Source organism: Gordonia polyisoprenivorans NBRC 16320 = JCM 10675 (assembly GCF_000241325.1).
In the GTDB taxonomy this organism is placed as follows: Bacteria; Actinomycetota; Actinomycetes; order Mycobacteriales; family Mycobacteriaceae; genus Gordonia; species Gordonia polyisoprenivorans.
This window is the reverse complement of the sequence record NZ_BAEI01000049.1, coordinates 1-496: the sequence shown is the minus strand read 5'-3', so window position 1 is coordinate 496 and position 496 is coordinate 1. Positions and strand designations below refer to the sequence as shown.

Sequence of the window (496 nt, the reverse complement as noted above, 5' to 3'; positions counted from 1 at the left end):
CTATCGCCGGGACACCATCGACCGGGCCGTGGCGGTGGCGCTCGACAAGGCCCGCGGCCTGCACGGGTCACCGCGCCTGCATGCGGATCTGCGTGCTGACGGGTGGACGGTGACCGAGAAGACTGTCGCTGATTCGATGTGTCGTCAGGGCCTGGTCGCGCGGCGGATCCGCCGGCGCAACGGGCTGACCCGTCAGGACAAGACCGCCCCGAAGTTCCCCGATTTGTTGGGTCGCGATTTCACCGCACAGTGCCCCGATCAGCGGTGGGTCGGCGACATCACCGAGATCCCGACCGCGGCGGGCAAGCTGTATCTGGCCACGGTCATCGACCTCTACAGTCGCCGCCTGCTGGGGGCGGCCACCAGTCGTCACCCGGATGCAGCGTTGGCGTGTGCGGCGATCGAGATGGCGGTCGCCACGCGGGGCGGTATGCAGGCGATATGGCGTGATGACGATGCGCAGAAGCTGATTTTCCACACCGATCGTGGGTCGACG

At 67.5% G+C, this 496-nt stretch carries 1 protein-coding gene; it reads left to right on the top strand.

Features of this window, described 5'->3' with window-relative positions; translation table 11 throughout:
* A partial coding sequence (locus tag GOPIP_RS12590; RefSeq protein ID WP_006370046.1) for a DDE-type integrase/transposase/recombinase occupies positions 1-496 on the top strand: 496 nt, incomplete at both ends.